The following is a 22,427-nucleotide window of genomic DNA, read 5'->3' as shown; positions in this document are numbered from 1 at the left end:
GGCAGAAAAGAATGACAGGGAGCCGACTTTCTAGTAATATGCAGCTAAAAACTACTGATTTACTCTTTGAATACGAGTTGGTTGGCGTTGAAGTTGATAGCCTCGCCCGGCCGGGCAAGATGGCTATTTCCTACCCCCCACTTCGCTCAGCAGCTGCGTGTTGAGGCGGGTATATTCGGCGCGGGCGATTTCGTTTTTGTTGGTGCCGAGCGCGTCGAGCGACTTGCGGGCGGCGGCGGCGGCATCCTGGTTTTTGCCCTGCTTTTGTAGCAGCTTAGCCTTCCAGTAGTAGCCGTAGTAGGCCGAGGCGGGCGTGGTTTTGATGTATTCGTCGAGCCAGCCCACGGCCGGCGTGAGGTCGGGCTGGTTGGAGTTGTAGTAGTACTGCGCGGCCGTGATGTAGGGCTTCTTCTCGCCCTTCATGGCCTCCCGAATCTGGGCCAGCACGATGGGGTCGGGGTTGCCGGCGAGGGGTAAGGCCACCTGCACCCGCTCCCAAGTCAGGGTAATGTCGGCGGCGGCGGGGCGCAGGTTTTCGAGGCTGATGCTCAGGCTTTCCTGCGGGTTGGCCAGCCTGGTGGCCTTGGCGGACACGCGCAGCACGTCGAGGCTTTGCTTGTACTCATACGCGCCCCACTGGGCCGTGTCGCGGTTGAGAATGACGGTCCAATTGGCCTTGCCGGGGATGGTGAGCAGGGCGTAGGTGCCGGCCGGCACGGCCTGGCCGCCCAGCGTTACGGCCTCCCCAAAGCGGATTTTGGTAACCGTGTTGGCCCCCGTGCGCCACACCTGGTCGTAGGGCACGAGCCCGCCGAAGGCGGTGCGGCCTTTCAGCGACGGCCGCGAGTAGTTCAGCTCCACGAACGAGGTCGAGAACGCCTCGCGGATGTTGACGGCCGGGCTGGGCTGGGGCACGGTGAGCGGGGTTTGGGCGTGGGCGGCGGGGGCCAGCAGCAGGGCAAGCGCAGCCAGGGCGAGGGGGCAGGAAGTAGGCATGGTCACAAAAGTACGGGCCAGCGGCGGGGCAGCGCCGGCAAACAAGTGCGTTATTCTCACGTTCTTACTCCGCGTTCCGACCCGTTCCTACCCCTTGCTTTCCCGCCCATGAAAATATTGCTCACCGGGGCCACCGGCTACATTGGCCAGCGGCTGCTGCCGGTGCTGGCCGCCGCCGGCCACCAGGTAGTGTGCCTGGTGCGCGATGCCCGCCGCTTCGCCCTGCCCGACACGCTGCCCGAAGGCCAGCACCCGCTGGTGCAGGTGCTAGAGGCCGACCTGCTGAAGCCCGACACCCTGGCCGCCCTACCCCCCGATATTGACGCGGCCTACTACCTGGTGCATTCAATGAGCGGCGAGGGCGGGGAAAACTTTTTTCAGCTGGAACAGGCTTCGGCCCAAAACTTTACGGAGTATATAGACCGCACCACGGCGCGGCAGATTATCTACCTCTCGGGCATTGCCAACGACCACGACCTGAGCGTGCATCTGCGCTCGCGCAGCGCGGTGGAAGACGTGCTGGGCCGCGCCCACACGGCGCAGCTCACGGTGCTGCGAGCCAGCATTATTATCGGCTCGGGGTCGGCGTCGTTCGAGATAATCCGCGACATTGTGGAGAAGCTGCCGGTGATGGTGACGCCGCGCTGGCTTAACTCGCGCTGCCAGCCGCTGGGCATCCGCGACGTGATGTTTTACCTCGAAGCCGTGCTGGATAATCCCGCCTGCCTGGGCCAGCGCTTCGACTTGGGCGGACCTGATGTCTTGACTTACAAGCAGATGCTTATGGGCCTGGCCGCCGTGCGCGGCTACCGGCGCTGGATAGTCACGGTGCCCGTGCTCACGCCCCGGCTCTCGTCGTGGTGGCTGTACCTGGTCACGAGCACCTCGTTTTCACTGGCCCAAAGCCTGGTCGAAAGTCTCAAGAACGACACCGTGGTGGACCCGGCGCGCAGCATCGCGCGGGTGGTGCCGCACGCCTGCATGGGCTACCGCGAGGCGCTGAAGCTGGCCTTCCGGCGCATCGAGCAGAATGAGGTGGTGAGCAGCTGGAGCGATGCCATGAGCAGCGGCACCCTGCGCCCCGACTACATGAACGCCATTCAGATTCCCAAAAACGGGATGTTTTTCGACCGGCAGCGGCGCACTTTTACGCGGCCGGTGGCCGAGGTGCTGGACAATATCTGGCGCATTGGCGGCGACCGCGGCTGGTACAAAACCGACTGGCTCTGGCGCATCCGCGGCATCATGGACAAGCTGGTGGGGGGGGTAGGGCTGCGCCGCGGCCGGCGCTCGCCCAACCACCTGCGGGCCGGCGACCCGCTCGATTTCTGGCGCGTGCTGGTGGCCGACCCCGCCGCCCGGCGCTTGCTACTTTATGCCGAGATGAAGCTACCCGGCGAGGCGTGGCTGCAATTCCGCATCGTGGACAACCCCGACGGCAGCCACGCCCTGGAGCAGCTCGCCGCCTACCGCCCCGAGGGCCTGCTGGGCCGCCTGTATTGGTATTCGGTGCTGCCCTTTCACGGCATCATTTTCAAGGGCATGGTGGAGAATTTGATAAGCTACGGGCGATAGTTTTTGAATCTCGCACAGCGTTAAACCGCCTAGAAGGACGGTCATGCTGAGCTTGTCGAAGCATCTCTACCGCGTAACCAGCCTCAAACGTTAAGATTACTTACGCGGTAGAGATGCTTCGACAAGCTCAGCATGACCGTCCTTTTTTACCTGGCTTTTTTGGCCGGTGTCGGGCCAGCCCGGAAGGCTTTGAGCGCAGGCGAGGGCTTGCCATCGTCGCTCCAGGCGTTGAGCTGGTAGCCGCTCCAGCTTTTGGCGCCTTCGGGCTCCCAATAAAATACGCCCAGGCCCTTGCCCTGGGGCACGGCGCGCACGGCCTGCTGAGTGGCCATCAGCATATCGTAAGTGTTTTGCACTTTCGTGTAGTCGTTGCCCACTTCGGCCACCACTACTTCCTTGCCGGGGTAGCGGGCCACCATATCGAGCAGGTTGGCGCGCAGGTCGGCGATGGAGGCGGTGTAGTCCTGCTTGAGCCAGAAGGGGTAGTACGACATGCCGATGACATCGAACTTGCCGCCGTTTTTGGTAAGGTTATCGAAGAAGTTGCGGTACAGCGCGTTATCGTTGCCCCGGTCCAGGTGGACGACCACTTTGGAGGTAGGGCTCACGGCCTTCACCGCCTCGTAGCCCTTGTTGATGAGCTGGGTGAGCTGGAGGAAGTTTTTAGTGCTGCCTTCGGGCCAGAGCATCCCGCCGGGAATTTCGTTGCCCACCTGCACCCACTCGGGCGCGACGCCCGCAGCTTTCAGCATCGTCATCGTGCTAAAAGTGTGGTCATACACGTCGGTGAGCAGCTGCGCGAAGGAGTGGCTGGCCCAGGCGGCGGGCTTGGCCTGCTTGCCGGGGTCGGCCCAAGTATCGCTGTAGTGAAAGTCAATCATCACCCGAAAGCCCTGGTCAGTGGCGCGCTTGGCCATCGCCACCACTTCGGCGGGGCTGCAATGGCCGCTGGCTTTGTCGTTGGAGGGGTTGACGAACACCCGCAGCCGGATGGCATTAATGCCCTGGTCTTTAAGAATGGCCAGGCAGTCCTGGGCCTGCCCCTGCTCGTTGTAGAACACGTAGCCCGTGGCCTCCATCTGCTGGAGCCAGCCCACGTCGGCCCCTTTGGCAAAGGTTTGGGCCGAGGCCGCCGGGGCCACTAAGCTGGCCGCGCCCAGCAACAGGGCCGCGCAAAAAAAGCGTTTTAGCATGACATTAGGAATGTAAAGGGCCTCTTATGGCGGGCGCTAGGGAAGCAACAGCAGGCCGGACGAAAACAGCCGGAACTGCCCTGGCCAGCGGGACAAAAATATCCAGCTCATCCAGAAACACAGGCCCCTACCCCCAAATTGCCCGAGCGGGTTGCCTTGGCTAAGCGCCAGGCAACCCGTGGGAGGTCGGGCGCATTTGAGGGGAAATTAGCTAAAAACTGTCATTTTTTGGGCGGTAGCTTGAACCGTGGTGAGTACTTATTGAAGCTGTTTAGGAAGCAGGCTGTGCGGCGGGCTGCCGGCTTTTTGGCCGGCTGTCCGCTCGTCGGGCGCGCCACTGGCCCGGCTAAAGAGCGGCCAGCCGGCCCAAAGATTAGCTACGGGCGGTAGGCGGCGGCCGAGGCTTTGCTACTTTAGGACTTACGCAAAGAGCCGTTTTTTCAGCCCCAGCGGGGCGTTATGTTACCCACTTTGCGTAAGTCCTGTACTTGACGGCACCTATCGTGTAACCAGCGGCAGCACTTGGCTTCGGCAGCGCGTTTTGGTTCGGCCCAAAGAACTCGCGCCGACGCTGGCCGTAGGCAACCCTTATGGAAAATGCCGCTACCGACTGGCTAAGCCGCGCCGAGCAGCTGCGGGCCCTGAACCGCCCCGCGCAAGCCGCCCAGCTGGCGCGGGAGCGACTGGCCCAGGAGCCTAATGACCCGGATGCCCACCTGCTGCTGGCCCAAAGCCTGTTTGACCAGGGGGAGATACCCGATGCCCGCCAGGCGGCCGCAACGGCCGTGGGCCTGGCCCCGGACCGGGCGTATGCCCACTTTATCCTCGGCCTGGCCTGGCTCGAACTCAGCCGGGAGTGCCTGCCCGACGCGCTGGCGTGCGTGCGCGAGGCCATTCGCCTCGGCCCGGCCCAGGCCCAGTTCTACGCCATTGAGAGCAGCATCCTCTACCAGCAAAATCAGCTGGCCCCGGCCCTGGCGGCCGCCGATGCCGGGCTGGTTCTCGACGCTACCCACGCCGACTGCCTCCTGCAACGGGCCATTTGCCTGGCTGAGCTGACCCGCGACGCGGAAGCCCAGGCCACTTATACGCAGCTGTTGCGGGTAGCCCCCGCCAACCCCAAAGCGCATAATAACCTGGCCCTACTACTGCTCAATCAAAACCGCGACGCGGAGGCCCTGGCCCACTACCGCGAGGCGCTGCGGCTCGACCCTGACTTCGCACTGGCCCGCGTGGGCGTGGTTGAAGTGCTGCTGCGCCGCTACGCATCCTACCGCCTGGAGCGCCGCCTGATGAAGTGGCTGATGGCCCGCTTAGCGCTGGCAGAAGTGGGGCGGGGCTACCCGGCCGGCCGCCGGCCCTGGCAGACCTGGCTTTTGCTGCTGTTTTTTCCGGTGTTGAGCGCGCTCCAGCTACCCGCCCAATTGCAGTTGCGCCGCGACCCGGCCGCCCGGCCCTATCTCACGGCCTACCACGACCGGGCGCTGGCATCGCAGTACGGGATGCTGGTGGGCCTGGGGGTGCTGGTAGCGGCCTGGCTGGTGCCGGCCCGCCAGCCGGCCGTGTGCTGGCTGGCGGGCCTAGCCCTGGCGCTCCCCTTCTACGACCTGGGGCGCGCGCTGGCCGCCCTCGCGCTTCGGTCGGCCTTCCAGTTATTCATTTATCCAGTGTCTATGCTGCTCTTACTGGCCCTGGATGCCGGCATAAAGTTTGACTCGCCGGGCCACCTGCACGACAGCTACGGCCGGCTGTTACTGGCGGGCATGGGCCTGCTGAGTATCGGGCACGCGTTCCAGTGCGCGGGCGCTCGCTGAGGCAGTTGGCCGTTATGCCTCTGGATAGCGGCTAAAGCTGTTTTTCTTGCCGGAGTATGGCTGGCGTAGGGTGCGGGGCTTGCCCCCGCCCGGCGTTGAACGATTGGAGCTGGATTCGTTTAACGCCGGGCGGGGACAAGCCCCGCACCCTACACCTTGGGGGCCAGATGAAAAAACCGGAGCCGGGGCAACCCCAGTTCCGGTTTTTTCATCTGGCTCGTTGTAACGTTTGACGGGATGGGATGGTAGTCGGGAAAAGTTAAGCAGGTTTAGAAGACTTGGGTTCCCTACCCCAGCATTTTTTCAACTGAAAATCTGCTTTTAAATGCTGGCAGTGCAGTTTAGTAAAAATATTTCACAGCAGTACTATGCGAAACAAAGTACCTGTTGTAAGTTTGTTCTATCAAAAGCCAAGTACCACCTTACTACCTACAACCTGGCCGCGCCTAGCTGCGCCACCAGCGAGGTAGCTACCAGTCGCCAACCGGGCCGCTGGGTTGCGCCGGAAACCCTTACGGCCTACCCCCCTCGGCTAGCCCGCTAGTCAGCCTACCCCTCATTTTTGCCTGCGTGCCCCGGCACCGGGCTCCAGCATTTCTCTCCCCACCGGAACCGCGGCCGGCTGGGAACGGAATCGCCATGCCCTTGCCTGAACGCCTTTTTCATTCTTCGCGCCATGAACTACGCCTTGAAAATCAACTCGCTACTCTTCCTGGCCGCCCTGGGCCTGCCGCTGACAATGGCGGCTCAAACGGCCCCTACCCCCCTCGCCACCGTCAGCGGCACCGCCGTGGATGGCGGGGCCACTGCCGAGCCGCTGCCCTTCGCCACGGTGCTGCTGCGCCACGCCGAGGCGGCCGATACGGCCCTGGTGGCCAGCGGGCAGACAGCGCTCGATGGCACCTTTGCCTTACCCCAGGTGCCGGCCGGAGCCTACCGGCTGCGGGTGCTGGCGCTGGGCTACCAAAGCCTAGTGCAGGCGGTGCGGGTGGTGCCCGGCCAGGCCAACGTGGCGCTGGGGCGGCTGAAGCTGCGCGCCGGCAGCCAGCAGTTGGGCGAGGTGCGGGTGACCGGCCAGCAGGCCGTGGTGCAGCAGGAGTTGGGCAAGACGGTGATTAACGTGGAGAAGGACCTGAGCAGCGTGGGCGGCACGGCCGTGAACGTGCTGCAAAACGTGCCCGCCGTGGCCGTGGACGCCACCGGCACGGTGAGTTTGCGCGGGTCCAGCAACCTGACGATTCTCATTGATGGCAAGCCGGCGGGCACCAGCAACGGCGGGCCGGGGCCGCGGCTGGACCAGATTCCGGCTTCGCAAATCTCGCAGATTGAGGTGATGACCAACCCCTCGGCCAAGTACGATGCCAGCGGGGCGGGCGTCATCAACATCATCACCAAGAAGAATAAAAAGGAGGGCTGGAACGGCCAGGCGGCCCTGGTGGTGGGCAACCACGCGAAGTATTCGCCCAGTCTGAGCCTGAGCCGGCACCATAATAAAGCCACCTGGAACCTGGGCTACGACGGCAACGACCAAACCTACCGCAGCCACAGCACCAGCGCCCAAACCGCGCTGCTGCCCGATGGCAGCTCGCTGTTTACGACGCAGGCGGGCCAGGGCAGCCAGCGCAACCAGAACCACAACCTCAGCCTGGGCCTGACCTACGACCTGAACAAGGAGCAGACCGTGAGCGTGAGCGTGGAGCCGCAGTACCAGCGCGAGCGCGAAACCATCAACCAGACCCTGACCCAGCAGCCTGTGGGCGCGCCTACCCCCCTGGTGCAGCAGGGCCTGCAAACCTCCGACGTGCAGGTGAAGGTGCTGCAAACTTCGGCCGACTACCGCCACACCTGGGAGGCGCACAAGGGCCGCGAGCTGACCGCCAGCGGCGGGGCGGTGCTCATTGATGCTACCGTGCCGGTGCTGCAGACGCTGAGCGGCACGGGGCTGGGTGGTTTCCGGCAGGACCAGACGGTGCAGGTGCAGCTGTATTTTGGGCAGCTGGACTACACCCGGCCGAGCGCTGATGGCAAGGGCAAATTTGAGACGGGCTTCAAGATGCAGGCCAGCCACAACACGGGCAGCATCGCGCTGCTCGCGCCCACCGTGGACAGCAACGGGGAGTTTAGGCGCGACCCGGCCCGCTCGTTCGATTACGTGTTCAACAACGTGCTGCCGGCCGCCTACGCCACGTATTCGCAACAGCTGGCCCACGGCTGGAGTGCCCAGGGTGGCGTGCGCAGCGAGGCCACGTTTATTAATGGCAGCCTAACCGATGGCCGGGCCAGCGTGAACCGGCAATACGTCAACTTCTTTCCCTCGGCCACCGTGGCGAAGGAATTGGCCAAGGAGCCCGGCCAGAGCCGCCTGCAGTTCAGCTACGCCCGGCGGCTGAACCGGCCCGATTTCATGCAGCAATTGCCCTTACAATTCTACCAGGACCCGCGCTCCTACCGCCAGGGCAACCCCGGTTTGCTACCCGAGTTCAGCCATAATATTGAGCTGGGCCACCAGCTGAATCTGAAGAGCGGGGCCAGCATCACGAGCACCGTGTTTGCGCGCTTCACGCAGCAGGCCATTCAGCAGCTCCGCTTCGTGGACACCGTGGCGACGCGCACGGCCGGCGTGGGGGTAGTGACCCAGACCACTTTCCAGAACCTGGGCAGCACCACCAACCTGGGCCTCGAAATGACCTGGGCGCAGCCGCTCACCAAGTGGTGGCGCGTGTCGGCCAGCGGCTCGCTCTACCGCTCCCAGATTGCCACCAACGCCGAGAACGCGGCCAATCGCTCGGCCCTGGCCGGCACCGCCCGCCTCGCCAATTCCTTCACGCCGCGCAAGGGCCTCGACGTCCAGTTCACCGGCACCGTGCGCTCGGCGGTGCTTACCGCCCAGGGCCGGCAGCTGGCCACCGGCGGCCTCGACCTGGCCCTGCGCCAGCGCCTGTTCAGCGAGCGCGCCGCCCTCACGCTGCGCGTTTCGGACCTGCTCAACACCCAGGTGCGCCGCACGGAGCTGGCCACGCCCGAGCTGCAAACCAGCCTCCGCAACAAGTATGAGACCCGCGTGGGCTGGCTGGGCTTCACCTGGTACATCGGGGCCACCAAGGCCAAGGCTGGTCGCATTGACAACGCGCCGAGCGGCGGCGGCGGCTTCGGGGGGTAGGGAGGGCGACGCTGACGGCATAACAGCCCTTAACTACCTGCTCTGAAAACAAGCTGAAACGTAGCATCCTGCTGCTGCCCGCCGCCTGGCGCGAAACCTTATAGGGCGGTGGGTGGCGACGGGGTGTTGCGTTTTGGCTGCACGAGTCTTGCCCGTAATTATTTTGCGGCCCCGGCGATGTACCCGCCAGTCCCTACCCCCTCCCTTTTTCTCAACCCTTGATGAAAACACGCTTTACCCTCGCCACCGCCCTGCTGGCCCTCGGCAGCTTTGCCGCCCCGGCCCAAACCCTGAACACCGCCAAGCTCGATAGCCTGCTCAACTCTTTGGCGGCCAATCATAAGCTGATGGGTAGCCTGGCGCTCTCGCACGACGGAAAAGTGGTGTACCGCCGCGCCTTTGGCGAGGCGCAGGTGGTGCCCCCTACCCCGGCCACGGTGGCCACGCGCTACCGCATCGGCTCCATCACGAAGATGTTCACGGGGGTCATGATTTTTCAGCTTATTGAGGAGAAAAAGCTGACGCTGGACACGAAGCTAGCCACATTTTTTCCGCAGGTGCCCAATGCCCAGGATATCACCGTGGACCAGCTGCTGAGCCACCGCAGCGGCATCCACAACCTCACCGGGGGCGCAAACTTCGCGAGCTACATGACCCAGCCCCACTCGCCGGCCGAGATGGTGGCCCTCATCGCGCAGCCGGCCCCCGACTTTGCGCCCGGCACCAAGGCCGCGTACAGCAACTCCAACTTCGTGCTGCTGGGCTACCTCGTGGAAAAGCTTACGAAAATGCCTTACCCCCAGGCTTTGCAAAAGCGCGTGCTGGCGAAGGCTGGCCTCCAAAACACCTACTACGGCGGCAAAATCTCACTCCAAAAGCAGGAAGCTTTCTCCTATAAATGGCAGGCCGACAGCTGGCAGCCCGAGACCGAAACCGACATGAGCGTGCCCGGCGGCGCGGGTGCCATCGTGTCCACGCCCGCCGACCTCGACCAGTTTCTAACGGCTTTGTTCGGGGGTAAGCTGGTGTCGGCGGCCAGCCTGGCGGCGATGGAGGACGTGCGCGATGGCTACGGCCGGGCCATGTTTCGGATGCCTTTCGGGCCGCACCAGGGCTACGGCCACAACGGCAGCATCGACGGGTTCCGGTCGGTGGGGGCCTACTACCCGGCCGATAAGCTGGCGGTGGCGGTTTGCAGCAATGGCGGCTCTTTCTCGCCCGAGGAGCTGCAAACGGCGGCGCTCAGCCTCTACTTTGGCCAGCCCTACAAAATCCCGGATTTCCGGGCCAGCACCTACGTGCCTACCCCCGCCGACCTCGCCCGCTACGCCGGCACCTACGCCAGCCCTGGGTTTGCGCTGAAAATCACGGTAACTACCGACAAGGGCACGTTGCAGGCGCAGGCCACCGGGCAGGGCGCGCTGCTGCTGGAGCCGGTGAGTGCGGGCGTGTTTAAGTTCGACCCGGCCGGCATTCGCATGGAGTTCGACGCGGCTACACCCACGTTTACGCTCCGGCAGGGCGGGGGCAGTTTCGTGTTAACGAAGGAGTAGGGGGCGGGGCTTGCTCCCGCCCCTCGTGGAACGAAACAACTGCGCATCGTGCAACGCCGGGCGGGGACAAGCCCCGCTCCCTACTTGTTGCGAAGCCATTGGCACTCGCTCCCAAGCTCCTACCCCCTCGTTTCAATGACTCGGGGTGCGTGCGCGGTCGTCCGGGGTGCGTGCGCGGTCGTCCGGGGTGCGTGCGCAGTCGTCCGGGGTGCGTGCGCGGTCGTCCGGGGTGCGTGCGCGGTCGTCCGGGGTGCGTGCGCGGTCGTTCCGGGTGCGTGCGCGGTCGTCCGGGGTGCGTGCGCGGTCGTTCCGGGTGCGTGCGCGGTCGTTCGGGGTGCGTGCGCGGTCGTTCCGGGTGTCATCACAAGAGTTCGGGCACTGGAAGCGAACGGTTGGCGGGCATCAGCGGCGGCCCTCAAAAAATGAGGGGGTAGCGTTTTTTTCAATGGTAAGCTAAAGCTTACCGCACGCGCTTTTGGCAAGCTAAAGCTTACCCTACGCATTATCGGCGGAAGCTTATTCCCAGGAAATACTCCCGGTCCACGGAGTGCGTGATGGGCAGATGCGTGCCAAAATCGAGCTGCACATTGTCGCTGATGTCGAGCTGGGGACCCAGGTTAATGGAGCTGCGCCAGGCGGCCTGCCGGGTGTCCCAGTAGCCCACCAGCTCTACAAAAGCCTGCACGACTTTCGTGAACTGGTAGTCGGTGGTGACGGTGGGCGTGAGCTGGAAGTAGTGCTGGCCGGCCTCGGGGTCGTAGAAGAAATTGCTGGCTACCTGGCCGCCTACGCTCCATTTCTGGGTGCATTGAAACACGCCGGTTAGGGTAAGGCCGGGCTCGTAGCCGCCATCGCCGACCGCGCCGCCGGTGGGCAGCTGCACGTAGGCAATGACGCCCAGCGCGCCCCGGCTGTCGTCGTCGCCCAGCAGGGTGTGTTTGAGACGCAGCGTCACGTCGCCCACGCCCCGCACGAGCTGGTTTTGGTTGAACGGATTCTGGCCCACCTGGCTGTCGTCGAAGTTGTGCGAATAGGTGAACATATCCAGCGCCACCTGAAAATCGGTGCGGTCGGTGAGGCCGATTTTAGCCAGAAAATGGTTCGCGTACCAGTCGTGGCCGTGGGTCGGCCCCTCGCGCCGGGTGAGCAGGCGCAGCACGTCGGTTTCGTATTGAAAGTGGCCCGCATCGACCGAATACGGGCTTTCGGTGATGCCGGGGCGGTCGGGCACCATCGGCCGCATGAGGCGGCGGGGGGTGGGGTTGAATACATTATACTGCTCCTTATGACGCAGGGTATCGTTGAGCAGCTTGGTGTTTTGGGCGGCGGCGGGGCCGGCCAGGGTCAGCAGCCAGGCCAGGCAGACATAGAAACGGGGCATCGGGAAGCGCAAGTGAGCAGTGAGCCGCATACGTAGAGTTGGCCTTCGCAGTCATCAGTCACTACTCAGTAGTCATTCTAAAAACTACCTTTGCCCCGTAATGGAAAAACCCAGCATTCCGCAAGGCACCCGCGATTTTGGGCCGGCCCAGGTGACCCGCCGCCAGTATATTTTCAGCGTCATCCGGCGCACGTTCGAGCTGTTTGGCTACGCGCCACTCGAAACCCCGACCCTGGAAAACCTGTCGGTGCTCACCGGCAAGTACGGCGACGAGGGCGACCAGCTCTTGTTTAAAGTGCTGAACTCGGGCAACTTCCTGGTGAAGGAGCGCCGCGGCGAGACTACCCCCCTGCTCACGGCCGAAGACCTCGAAGCCGGCCATAAAGCCGTGCTGCCCAAGATTGCCGAAAAGGGCCTGCGCTACGACCTCACCGTGCCCTTTGCCCGCTACGTGGCCATGAACCGGGGCACGCTCACCTTCCCCTTCCGCCGCTACCAGATGCAGCCCGTGTGGCGCGCCGACCGCCCCCAGCGCGGCCGCTACCGCGAGTTCTGGCAGTGCGACGCCGACGTGGTGGGCACCACTTCGCTGCTTTGCGAGGCGGAGATTGTGCTGATGATGGCCCAGGTTTTTAATGGCCTGGGGATGGAAGATTTTACCATCAAAATCAACCACCGGGGCGTGCTGCGCAACATTTACCAGGCGCTGGGCGGCGAGGGCCGGGAAACGGACCTGTTCGTGGCCATTGATAAGCTTGACAAAATTGGGCAGGATGGCGTGCGCAAAGAGCTGCTGGAAAAAGGCTTTACCGAGCCGACCATTGACACGCTGGTTGCGTTGCTCAGCGTAGAAGGCGATTATGCCGGGAAGCTGGAGCGCCTGCTGGCTGGTTTCGTCACGGCCGGCGTGGAGCCCGACGGCCCCCGCCCCACCCCCGAAACCGACGACGACAACCTCGACCTCACCTACTACCGCGGCCTGCAGGAGCTGGCCGAAGTGCGCGACCTGCTGCAAGCTTCGGGCTTCCGGCAGTTTGATAAGCTGGAATTCGACCCTACCCTGGCCCGCGGCCTGAGCTATTACACGGGCTGCATTTTCGAGGTGAAAATCAACAACGTGGTGATGGGCAGCGTGAGCGGCGGCGGGCGCTACGACAACCTGACCGGCGCGTTTGGGCTGCCCGGCGTGTCGGGGGTAGGGTTTTCGTTTGGCGTCGATAGAATCTACGACTGCCTCGAAAGCCTCGACCTGTTCACCGAAACCGGCGAAACACCCACGCGGGTGCTGCTCACGCACTTCGACCAGGCCAGCGGCCGGGCCGCCCTACCCCTGCTGGCCGAGCTGCGCGCCGCCGGCATCCCGGCCGAGCTGTATCCCGACGCCGGCAAGCTGCCCAAGCAGTTCAAGTATGCCGATGCAAAGGGCATTCCGCTGGTGCTGGTGCTAGGGCCCGAAGAGCTAGCGGCGGGCACGGCGAAGATTAAGATTCTGAAAACCGGCGAGGAAAAGACGCTGGCGCTGAGCGAGGTAGTGGCGGCGCTCACGGTGTGAGCAGGGTAGAGCCAAGTCATTCAAAGGAATTTCCTGCATAAGCCATTGGCTGACGACCAGCAACTAACAACGCACTTGCTTTTGAACGACTACTTTTCCTTCGCGCAGCCCCTCACGCTGGCCGCGCTGGCCGCCGCCCTCCGCAGCCAGGAGCCCCAGCGCCTGCCTGCTGAGACGGAGGCCCGGCTACGCGCTCCCTACCCCCCCGAACCCGCGCCGGCCGCCGGCGCGCGGCCGGCCTCCTGGCTGCTGGCCCTCGCCTGCGGCACCGGCCCCGAAGTGTCCCCCGAGCTGGTGCGCCGCCTGCTGCTGCTGAAAGCCCACCAGCTGAGCCAGGTGCCGGCCGGCGCGCCCGCCGCCGTCGCCAAGCGCCTGCTCGACTTCTACAACCGCGAGGTGTGGCCGGTGGTGTACGAGCAGGGCACCGCCGAAACGCCCCTGGCGCACCTAGCTCTGCCGCTGCTGGGGCTGGGCGACGTCAATTACCAGGGCTACCGCCTGGCCGCGGCCGACGTGCTGGAGCTGTTTGGCTGGGCCCCTTTGGCGCTGCCGGCGCAGGCCGGCCCACCCTTGCTCAGTGGCGCTGAGTTTGCGCTGGCCTACGCCACCGAAGCCCTGGAGCGCGCTACCCACCTGCTGCGCGCCAGCTTGGTCATTGCCGCGCTCAGCGCGGGCGCGCCCGCGCCCGACACCAGCCACGAGCTGACGCAAGTGGCGCAGGTGGTGGAGGCGGTCTGCAACGCGGGGGGGGCCGCGTCGCTACCCCTGGCCCTCGGTCAGCTGGCCCGCACGGTAGCGGAAATGGGCCAGGCTTCGGCCCAACGCACGGGCAGCCTGCTGGCCACCGGGGCTCCGGCCGGGCTGCTGGCCCTGCCGGGCGTGGCGGCCAGCCTGGCCGCTGCTGGCCAGCGGCTGAGCGGCCTCGCCCCCGCCCCGCCCGAAGTGCGCCGCGTGGTCGAAAACACCGAGCAGCTGCTGGGCCTGGAGCTGCTGGCGGCGGCGCAAATGCCGGAGCGGCCCGCGCCCGGCAGCCCGACGCTGGCAGCAATGGTGGCGGCGTTTGGCGAGGCAGTTAACTTCGCGGCTCCCGACCGGCTGCTGGCTCCCGACCTGCACCGCGCCGCCCGCTTCGTGCGGGAATACAATTGGATATAAAAAGCAATTATGCTGGGCATGAAACTGTTTATTTTGTTGGCGTTGCGTCGTTGGCTACCAGTGCTACTGCTGGGTCTGAGTTTGGGCCTACCTCGGTTGGCCTCGGCGCAATGCGTAGTAAGCACCCCATCCGCTACCTGCGACCCACCCTTCGTGCTGATTGATGTGCTGCTGGGACAGGAGGTGCAAAACACCTGTATTGGGCGGGTCGTCCGGTTTCAGCCGGCGGCCTGCAGGGGCACTATTGACCCCAAGCTGCTATACTACAACGTACTGCCGGGTACCGGTACCACGCCTGTTAACTGCGACTTCGTGCCTGGCCAACTGCCGGGTAATACCTATACGTTTACCACTACTGGCACATTTACAGTATCGGAGCTGACTAATTCGAGCATGGCGGGGGGCACGGGCACGGTATATGTGCGCACCTTCCAGATTGGCGGTGGCATCGTACCGACTTTCCAACTAATGCCCTGCTCAAATGGCACCGTCTTGGTAACGCTGGCAAACAGCGGCTACGACCAGTATTTCGCACAGGTAAATAACGGACCTACCGTGGGTCCACTCACCACGAGCGGCCCTATTACCCTACCCGCTCCTGCGGGCAGCACTGTTACTATCATTGGGCGTTACTTAGGCACGGGTTTTTTGTGCGCTAATCAGTCTATCCAAACGGTACCGGTCTTAGCCACGCCGCAAACGCCGGTGCTCAGCCGTCTCACAGTGCAAACCTTGCTGCCTATTATCACGCTGGGTGTTGACGCAGCAGGCTTACCCGCTGGTTATCGCTACGATTTGCAGCGCGCCGCTGCCAGCAGCCCTGGGAACTTTCGGCGGGTACTCGCCTTTGCCGGGGCAGGGAGTACTCCTATTACGCTCACTAACGCGCAGGCAGGGCTCTACCGTATCGGCCGGCGCGACGTGTGCGGCACTGACTCGACCTTTTCGGCGCCGGTGCCGACGATTCAGCTGGCGGGCACTTCGGCCAACAACGTCAATAGCCTGAGCTGGCAAACGGCCGGGCCGGTGGTGGGCTACACACTGTTGCGCAACGGCACCGCGCTAACCACCCTACCCCCCTCGGCTACGGCCTACGCTGACGCGGCGGTGACCTGCGGCACTAGCTACACCTACGAGTTGCAAGCCAGCGTAGCGGGCAGCGCTCAAAGCATTTCCAACGACGTGGTGGTGCAGGCAGTTTCGACCCTGCCCCCCGCCACGCCGCTGCTCAATGCCAGTTTTGACCTGGCGGGCCGCCTCACACTCACGGCCACGCCGGCGGGCGGCGCGGCGCTGCCGACGGGCGGGCAGCTGCTGTATAGCCGCCAGGGCGGGCCGGGCGCGCTCGACTTCGCGGCCCTGCCCACCGCCACCGATACCCTGCGCGACCCCGCCGCGCTGGCCCCGCTGCTGGCCGCGCCGCCCTGCTACACCCTGCGCCTGCAAGACGTGTGCGGCAACGCTTCGGCCCCTACCCCCCCCACCTGCCCCAGCCTGCTGGCCGTGGCCGCTGCTGACCCCGACGGCCTCACGGCGCAGCTGAACTGGTCGGCGTTTCGGGGGCCGGGCAGCCCGGCGGCGGGCGCTAGCTACCGGGTGCTCACGCTGGCCCCCGATGGCACGGTGCTGGCCACTTCGGCCGCTACTACCGGCCTGAGCTACTTCGACCCTACCCCCCCTACCGACCGCCAGGTGCTGCGCTACCGCATTGAGGCCAGCGGGGCAGGTTTACCGGCCGGCACTGTGAGCTATTCCAACGTGGCCACCCTCGTGCGGCAGCCGCGCCTGGTGGTGCCCGATGCGTTTACGCCCAACGGCGACGGCCTCAACGACGTGCTGGCGCTGAAGGGCCGTTACCTAAATAATTTTTCTTTCGTAGTAATTGACAAGAACGGCCAGGAAGCCTTCCGCGCCACCGACCGCACCCAAACCTGGGATGGCACCATCCGGGGCCACGCGCCGGTGAACGGGGCCTACGTCTGGCACCTCACCCTGCGCGACGAGGTGGGCCAGAATTTCAGCCAGACCGGCACCGTTACGATTTTGAAATAATTAGGTAAGAATGTTTATCCAGAACGTCATGCTGAGCTTGTCGAAGCATCTCGCATGGTAAAGTAACCTCAACCGTTCAACAATGTGAGCGAGCTGCTTCGACAAGCTCAGCATGACGTTCTTTCCTCCCAACCCCCAACCCCATGCCCGATAACTCATTCGCTGCCACCTACCACCTGGGGCAGTACCAGCCCGAAATCGACGCCAAAATCAAGGCCCTCAACGACCAGGATTTTACCTCCCGCTTCTGGCAGAAAGATGCCACCCTCTGGACCCAGAACGCCGAGGCGCAGCAGAGCATCCGCAGCTTTATGGGCTGGCTTAACACGCCGGAGGTGATGACTAACGCCGTGGCCGACATCAAGCACTTCGTGCACGAGGTGAAAGAAGCTGGCTTTCAGCACGTAGTGGTAATGGGCATGGGGGGTAGCTCGATGGCCCCGATTGTGTTCGACCGCTCGTTTCACCGGGGCCAGGGCGATTTGACGCTTTCCATTCTGGACACCACCGACCCCGGCACCGTGGCCGAGCTGGAGCAGTCGCTACCCCTGCGCCACACGCTGTTTGTGGTGGCCAGCAAGTCGGGCACCACGGCTGAGCCGCTGGCTTTCGGCGACTATTTCTATGACAAGCTCCAGGCTATCAAGGGCGACAAGGCCGGCGAAAACTTCGTGGCCATCACTGACCCCGGCTCCAAGTTCGTGGAGCAGGCCACTAGGGAAGGCTTCCGCAAGATTTTCCTGAATTTTCCGGAGATTGGCGGGCGTTTTTCGGCCCTCACGTACTTCGGTCTGGTGCCGGCGGCGCTCAGCGGCATCAACATTGGCAGCCTGCTGCACGGTGCCGTGGAGATGATGCACAACTGCGGCGCGCAGGGCCCGGTGGCCGGCAACCCCGGCCTGGCGCTGGGCGCGGCGCTGGGCGTGCTGGCCCAGCAGGGCCGCGACAAGCTCACGCTCATCACCCCCGACTCGCTGAGCAGCCTGGGCCTGTGGCTGGAGCAATTGATGGCCGAAAGCACGGGCAAGGAAGGCAAGGGCATTTTGCCGGTGGCCGGCGAGCCGCTGGGCCGCCCCGACGAGTATGGCCAAGACCGCGTGTTCGTGTACGTGGGCTACGAGGAATTTACGGACCAGGGCAACCTGGACAAGCTGACGGCCCTGGAAAAGGCGGGCCACCCGGTCATCATCATTCGCCTGAAAGAGGCGATGGACCTGGGCCGCGAGTTTTACCGCTGGGAAATCGCGGTGTCCGTGGTGGGCATCGTGCTCGGCATCAACCCTTTTGACCAGCCCAACGTGCAGGCCGCCAAAACGGCCACCGACAAGCTGATGAAGGAAGTAACCGAGAAGGGCAAGCTGCCCGACGCCGGCCAGCCGACCGCCACTCAGGACGGCGTGGCGTATTACAGCGAGGTAGGCGGGCAGGATGCGGCCGGCGTGCTGCTGGCGTTTTTCCAGCAGACCCGGCCCGGCAATTTTATGACCTTGCAAGCCTACCTGCACGAAACCGACCACCTCAACGAGCAGCTGGCCGCCTTCCGCAAGCAGGTGCAGGACAAGCTGCGCATCGCCACCACTTCGGGCTACGGACCGCGCTTTTTGCACTCGACCGGCCAGTACCAGAAGGGCGGCCCCAACACCGGCCTGTTCGTGCAGTTCACCGCCGACCACCCGCAGGACCTGCCGCTGCCCGGCCGCACTTACACCTTCGGCACCTTTGAAAATGCCCAGGCCCAGGGCGACCTCGAAGCTCTGCGCGACAAAGGCCGCCGCGCCCTGCATATTAACCTCGGCCCCGACCCCGAAAAAAGCCTGCAAACCGTGCTCACGGCCCTCAATACGGCCCTCAGCCACCTGGAGTAGTACCGCGAACTTGCGTAATTAAAGCGCAGGCCTAGTGCATTTTATATTCCTGAAGCCCAGCTTGGCTAGCCGACTCTCGCGGCGCGCCAGGCTGGGCTTTTTCGGGCTTTATGCATTTGCTGGCCGGCGCGCCGCTCACAGGCTGCGCTCGCTGTGAGGGGGGGTAGGGCTGGCCCAGGAATCATACGCCATCAGAAATAATTACTTTTAGACCACGCTGTTTTTCTATCATTCGGCCGTCTGCGGGCCGGCTTTTTTTCAGGCCCCGGCCGGCTGGGCCAGCTACCAGCGCCGCCCTGCTGGCCGAGGTGCTGGCCCGCCGGCCTGGCCGAAACTGTGGTTAACGCCTTGCAAACCAGTGGCCTACCCCCCCGCTCGCTAGATAATTTATTCAGCAGCAAGGTAGTAGCGCGAACTTTCCAGTTCGCGCTACTACCTTGCTGCTGAACAAGTACTGAGTTGCCCGCACACTGGCGGCAGTAGTTTTGCAGCGGCAGGTCACTTTTTGCTGCCACCACTGGTTTAGCACCTACGGGCCGGTTTTGGCAGTTGTTTGAAGACCGGTTTTTTGGTATCAGGCAGGAAAAACTGACCCGATATTTTTTACCAAAACTTTCCAGCTCACTGGAAATAAAGCGAATAAGACTATGGCATTTGACATGATGGGCATGTGGTCATCAATGCCTTAAATGTGTCTCTATTAGCTCTAAATGCACTTTTTAAGAGTCTCATTCACTAGATTACCGGAAGATACAACAAATGCCGGTAAGATGCTCCTTAAATGACTGACAAAAGCCTTTACATCAGGCTAATACATCTTATGTTATAGATTGCCAAAATTGGACTTACCCGATAATGAGCAATTTTTGAGGGCTAAGAGTGCCTGCACTTTACAGTAAGTCACTTACATTTAGCGGAAATCTACCTAGTTATGAAGCATCTAAATACCCTCCTGTTCCTTCTGCTTGGCTTAGTAGTCTCTTATCACTCAATAGCTCAAGGCTCAATAACTGCCTTAGACGCAAAGAATGGTTTTAAAGGCTATATATTCGGCTCAACTATTGATAATTGCAAAGGCTTAGTCTTCGATGGGTTTGTGATGACTAAATACGATGAATCTTTTAACGAAAAGCTTGACTGGTATTTAGAGAAAATGGAATTGAAGACTTATGGAGCCAAAAACAAGCATTCAACTATTGGAGACTTGAAAATATACCCTCCTATATACTACTTCTTTAATAAAAGGCTTAGGAGAGTAGATTTCTCTGTAGAAACCTATGAGGGAAAAGAATTGATACAGCTCTACAAGTCCCTTTATGGTAAACCAAAAGTGGTAAATACTAAGACCTGGTTGGATACTGATATTGTTATTTACACATGGCAAGGAAATAAGGTAAGCATAAATGTTACATTTTGCTCAAATCCTTATCAGGGCAGCACAGTAATAAGTGGTTCAAAACCTATTACTGCTTGGTGTAAAGTTGTTTATTTTAGCCTGCCAATGCTGGCTGAAATGAAAGGGATTAAAAGTCAGTATAACAAGAGCAGAGCAAATGGTTTATGAGTAACAATACTTTCATCCTCATTTCGCTGGATAAAGCTCAGCCTAACAGCAAAGTGACAATAACTATCTAAAATTAAATTCAATGTATGGTGTGTATCCATTTTTATCTTTTTCAGGACTAATAAAACGAATCATTTTAAAAAATGTGTCTACACTTATATAATTACTAACTGTCTCTGCATTATCAGATGGTTGCTCTACAGTATATACAACCACATTTTTGTCATCGTGTTGGGTTCCTCTGCCAACTATTTTAAAAATATCATCCCCATAAGTTATCTTAGATTCTGTCTCATTAACAACTAAAATATGTTTACCTGCTTCTAACTCACGCTTAGCTTGTAATCCACCATGTGCGTATACCTTTAAACTATACATTGAGTAACTGCCCGTTTGAGCTACAGCGGAAAGTGTAGGGAAACAAAGTATGATGAGTGCAATCTGTAATAGATTTTTCATTCGGCTGATTAATTAACTATTGAAAAAGTGGTTGGGTACATCAACCTCAAATCTTAGGCAGGGTCTGTTTTAGATGTAACCTTTAAATTTAACATAAATAAAAAATTTAGAAATTTCTAAAATTAAGCTATATAATAGGGTGATTGAATAACAAGCAAAAAGCTGATTAGTCAAAATAGAGCTTGTATGCTTAACCTAACTTCCTTGCTGACACAGAGAATTTGATTCAAAGAGACATTTCATCCCCTGCTTCAAAAGATTCTTTAGCAGTAGAAGGGTCAGGCTCTACAATTGGAGTAGAAGCTTTAGCAGCAAGATGAGCATACTTGTTGCCAGCAAGAGCTTTAGCTACTGCTCGTCTTTCAGCTTCATTAGAGTCTGCAAGAATTTCTGGTGAATGGGTAGTTTCCCCTTGTTCTTTATGGTCGATAGTAAGCTTAGGCTTAATTTTTAATAGCTTCTGTGGATTCAATCAAGGCGAGTAAAAGCGTGTTATCTTTGTTAGTGATGATTTTATCTACTAAAGTCTTATTATTAAGCTCAAATAAGATTACATTACACCAAGCCTTTTTGAAGCAATCATATGCCCTTATGTAAAGGTGTAAAGCTAAGTAGCATTCTCCAACAGCATTTTGCAGATAATGAGGTGATTTCTTATCTATGTAAAGCAGTGATTTTTCTAATAAATCAATAGCTTCTTCACGATTATTTTTAGCTATAGCTTCATTAGCTTTTGCTAAATAATCCTTAGCATTAATATTAATAATTACACTAGGTTTACTAACTTCATCTAGCAGTTCTTGCATCCAACGCTCCATAAAAGCAGCAGGAGTATCATCAGGGTCAAATTGCATTGAGAGAGCTTGCTTATATTTATGCTGTCTTATCTCTTTGATTGACTGCTTAAACTGTTCAAAGCTGCCTGCTTCATTAGCTAATTCTTCTCTGATTACGTTTTGATAAGTTTCTTTAGCTTCTGATGACTCACATTGAAGCTGTGCTGCAATCATGTTAAGGCTTGCTTGCTGGTGCATAGAATTGGGCTTGTAATCACTGCTCATGTCAAATGTGGCGCTGTTAGTTATACGAGCAGCTTTCTCAGGCTCATTCTTCTTGTGAGATTCCCAATCCTTATCAGTCTTACCAGTAACATAGGTATCCCAGAGAAACTTACCAAAAATCAAGAGGACTATGAATCCAATGAATGCAAGCATGATGAAAGGTTGCTAAAGTGGGTAGAATAGGCTGAATTTGGCTTCAAATGCACTCAACGTGCTAGAAGCTACTGCAATGTAGTGAAAAGTTCGAGAAAATAAATCAAAAATTTACATATAAAAGCTTGTATATTAAATAATTATTCACTATCTTTGTATAAGATAAAACAGCAGAATCAAAGGCAGCTAATAGTTGCCTCTCTTTTTGCTTTATGCTGTCGGGAAATTCTTGCAAGAACCCTATATAAAGAAGATTTTAAAGGAGCAAAATCAGACAATTTAATAAGAGATAATAAACTTAAAATATCAACTATGAGTAATTTACAAGAGGAAAGAATCATCAAAGCAGGCTCTGCCATAGATGCACAAGGCAATCAACGTTATTTATCAGATATTGAAGGATTTGATGACTTACCAGACAATTGCCATTTTAATAAAGTACTTACTGGATGCGGTGGAACTACTGTAGCTCTACAGAATCAAGTGAAGTATGTTATTGCTATGCCATTTAAAGGAATAGGAGAGAATAAACAAACCTGGGCCAAAGATAATAAAATAAAGTAAATATTTGTGTTATTGATGGGGATGCAGTTAATGAAAATGATGAGAAAGGAGCAGCAGCTAGGATTGAGAAGGTGAAATTATTTATTAAGGATGGTGGACAGAAAATAATAGTTACTTATGACTCCTTACCAAACATAGTAACTGCATTAGAAGATGAAGTGAGGGATTGGAAATTACTAGTTGATGAATCTCACATGATGTTAGAAGCAGGTGCTTACAGATATGGCGCTATTTATAATATCATGGATAATATGAGTAAATTTAAATCTTATTGCCTAATGACTGCTACACCTGTAAGAGAAAAATATCAATTACCTGCTTTATTAAATA

The 22,427-nt window shown here is 59.4% G+C and carries 12 protein-coding genes; 8 read left to right on the top strand and 4 right to left on the bottom strand.

Going from position 1 to position 22,427, the window contains the following annotated elements; translation table 11 throughout:
* Window positions 1-123: 123 nt before the first annotated feature.
* On the bottom strand, window positions 124-996 hold the full coding sequence (locus tag A0257_20120) for a hypothetical protein (protein AMR29171.1): 873 nt from the start codon (window positions 994-996) through the stop codon (window positions 124-126).
* A gap of 108 nt (window positions 997-1,104) precedes the next feature.
* Here A0257_20120 and A0257_20115 point away from each other — a divergent pair, with 108 nt between their 5' ends.
* Window positions 1,105-2,571: an epimerase gene (locus A0257_20115; GenBank protein ID AMR29170.1), complete on the top strand. Its 1,467-nt coding sequence runs from the start codon at window positions 1,105-1,107 to the stop codon at window positions 2,569-2,571.
* A gap of 146 nt (window positions 2,572-2,717) precedes the next feature.
* Here the strand turns inward: A0257_20115 and A0257_20110 are convergent, their stop codons facing one another.
* A complete protein-coding gene (locus tag A0257_20110; GenBank protein ID AMR29872.1) occupies window positions 2,718-3,737 on the bottom strand; it encodes an arabinogalactan endo-1,4-beta-galactosidase in 1,020 nt (339 codons plus the stop codon).
* A 617-nt stretch (window positions 3,738-4,354) separates the two neighbouring features.
* Here A0257_20110 and A0257_20105 point away from each other — a divergent pair.
* From A0257_20105 to A0257_20095, 3 genes are all read left to right on the top strand, one after another.
* On the top strand, window positions 4,355-5,578 hold the full coding sequence (locus A0257_20105) for a hypothetical protein (GenBank protein AMR29169.1): 1,224 nt from the start codon (window positions 4,355-4,357) through the stop codon (window positions 5,576-5,578).
* A 676-nt stretch (window positions 5,579-6,254) separates the two neighbouring features.
* Window positions 6,255-8,738 (top strand): hypothetical protein, encoded by a 2,484-nt coding sequence (locus tag A0257_20100; protein ID AMR29168.1) that lies wholly within the window; start codon window positions 6,255-6,257, stop codon window positions 8,736-8,738.
* A gap of 221 nt (window positions 8,739-8,959) precedes the next feature.
* A complete protein-coding gene (locus A0257_20095) occupies window positions 8,960-10,291 on the top strand; it encodes a hypothetical protein (protein ID AMR29167.1) in 1,332 nt (443 codons plus the stop codon).
* 502 nt (window positions 10,292-10,793) lie between these two features.
* Here A0257_20095 and A0257_20090 read toward each other — a convergent pair.
* Window positions 10,794-11,672 (bottom strand): hypothetical protein, encoded by an 879-nt coding sequence (locus A0257_20090; protein ID AMR29166.1) that lies wholly within the window; start codon window positions 11,670-11,672, stop codon window positions 10,794-10,796.
* 100 nt (window positions 11,673-11,772) lie between these two features.
* On the opposite strand from A0257_20090, the gene A0257_20085 reads away from it, so the two are divergent.
* From A0257_20085 to A0257_20070, 4 genes are all read left to right on the top strand, one after another.
* Window positions 11,773-13,224, top strand: a complete 1,452-nt coding sequence (locus tag A0257_20085; GenBank protein AMR29165.1) for a histidine--tRNA ligase — start codon at window positions 11,773-11,775, stop codon at window positions 13,222-13,224.
* A gap of 81 nt (window positions 13,225-13,305) precedes the next feature.
* Window positions 13,306-14,379, top strand: coding sequence for a hypothetical protein (locus tag A0257_20080; GenBank protein ID AMR29164.1), 1,074 nt, complete (start codon window positions 13,306-13,308; stop codon window positions 14,377-14,379).
* A 153-nt stretch (window positions 14,380-14,532) separates the two neighbouring features.
* The gene (locus tag A0257_20075) at window positions 14,533-16,431 is read left to right on the top strand and encodes a hypothetical protein (protein AMR29163.1); all 1,899 of its coding nucleotides are present in this window, start codon (window positions 14,533-14,535) and stop codon (window positions 16,429-16,431) included.
* Between the two features lie 143 nt (window positions 16,432-16,574).
* Complete coding sequence (locus tag A0257_20070; GenBank protein AMR29162.1) at window positions 16,575-18,296, top strand: hypothetical protein; 1,722 nt, start codon at window positions 16,575-16,577, stop codon at window positions 18,294-18,296.
* Window positions 18,297-20,762: 2,466 nt separating this feature from the next.
* Here A0257_20070 and A0257_20065 read toward each other — a convergent pair.
* Complete coding sequence (locus A0257_20065; GenBank protein ID AMR29161.1) at window positions 20,763-21,533, bottom strand: hypothetical protein; 771 nt, start codon at window positions 21,531-21,533, stop codon at window positions 20,763-20,765.
* Between the last annotated feature and the right edge of the window lie 894 nt (window positions 21,534-22,427).

Origin of the sequence: Hymenobacter psoromatis (assembly GCA_001596155.1) — a bacterium.
Classification (GTDB): domain Bacteria; phylum Bacteroidota; class Bacteroidia; order Cytophagales; family Hymenobacteraceae; genus Hymenobacter.
This window is presented reverse-complemented; position numbering and strand designations above follow the sequence as displayed.